Origin of the sequence: Maritimibacter harenae, from assembly GCF_009882975.1 — a bacterium.
GTDB classification, from domain to species: domain Bacteria; phylum Pseudomonadota; class Alphaproteobacteria; order Rhodobacterales; family Rhodobacteraceae; genus Maritimibacter; species Maritimibacter harenae.
This window is the reverse complement of record NZ_WTUX01000056.1, coordinates 1-1,271: the sequence shown is the minus strand read 5'-3', so window position 1 is coordinate 1,271 and position 1,271 is coordinate 1. Positions and strand designations below refer to the sequence as shown.

1 protein-coding gene is annotated in these 1,271 nt (G+C 64.3%); it reads right to left on the bottom strand.

Translation table 11 applies throughout. The annotated features are described in order from the left end of the window. Nucleotides 1-18: 18 nt before the first annotated feature. Nucleotides 19-1,208 (bottom strand): IS3 family transposase gene (locus GQE99_RS20325; protein ID WP_161353791.1). Its coding sequence is split into 2 segments (ribosomal slippage): nt 19-956 and nt 956-1,208, totalling 1,191 coding nucleotides; the frame shifts between segments, so codons are not numbered across the junction. Nucleotides 1,209-1,271 lie beyond the last annotated feature (63 nt).

Below are 1,271 nucleotides of genomic sequence, written 5' to 3'. Positions count from 1 at the left end.
TGACCTGCCCCTGAACTTTCATCCAGCCGCGACCGGAGCCCGGTTGGTGTTTACGCCGATTGGCGCAGGTTGAGCAATCGCCCGACGCGCGGAGCTTTCATCTTGCGCAGCGGGGCGGGCGATTGCGGTGGTCAGGCTCCGCGCGTAGTCAGCCGGGGTCTGGTAGTCCAAGGCAGAATGCGGACGCTCGGTGTTGTAGTCGTCGGCCCATGCGGCGATCACCACGCGCGCGTGTGCCAGGTTACGGAACATGGTCTCGTTGAGTAGCTCATCGCGCATCCGGCCGTTGAAACTCTCAACGAAACCGTTCTGCATCGGCTTGCCCGGCGCGATGTAGTGCCATTCGATCCGGTGCTCGGAACACCATCGCAGGATGGCGTTGGAAGTCAGTTCCGTGCCGTTGTCGCTGACAATCATTCCGGGTTTTCCGCGGCGCTCGATCAGGGCCGCCAGTTCTCGCGCCACGCGGCGCCCCGAGATCGAGGTGTCCGGGATCGCGGCGAGGCACTCCCGGGTGACGTCGTCGACCACGTTGAGCACCCGGAAGCGCTGGCCGTTGGCGAACTGGTCGTGGACGAAATCCAATGACCAACGGGCATTGGGCCGCGCCTCGACCAGGATCGGTGCCCGTGTCCCGACAGCCTTGCGGCGTGCTTTGCGTTTGCGCACCGTCAACCCTTCCTCGCGGTAGAGCCGATAGATCCGGTTGATGCCGGAAGGCTCACCCTCGCGGCGTAGGAGCACGAAGAGCCGTCGATAGCCGAACCGGCGGCGTTCGTTGGCCAGCTCCCGCAGCCGCCCTCGCAGCTCCGTATCCGGGGCACGCTGCGCCTGGTAGCGGATCATCTTGCGATCCGCCCCGGCAATCCGGCACGCCCGCCGTTCTGACAGCCCGAACCGGGCCTTCAGGTGCGCGACCGCCTCGCGCTTCACGGCCGGCGTCACCACTTTTTTGAAACCAGATCCTTCATCGCAGCCAGATCCAGCATCTGCTCGGCCAGCAGCTTCTTCAGCTTGGCGTTCTCATCCTCCAGCGCCTTCAGCCGCTTGGCCTCCGGCACCGTCATGCCGCCGAACTTGGCCTTCCAGTTGTAGAAGGTGCCCTCCGACATGCCGTGCTTGCGGCACAGGTCAGCGCACTTCGCACCCGCCTCATGCTCGGCCAGGATGCCGATGATCTGTTCGTCCGTGAATCTCGTTCGCTTCATTGTCCGTCCTCAGGTTGGGCCGGACTCTAATCGACGGTGGAGGAAAAATCCCGTGGCAGGTCA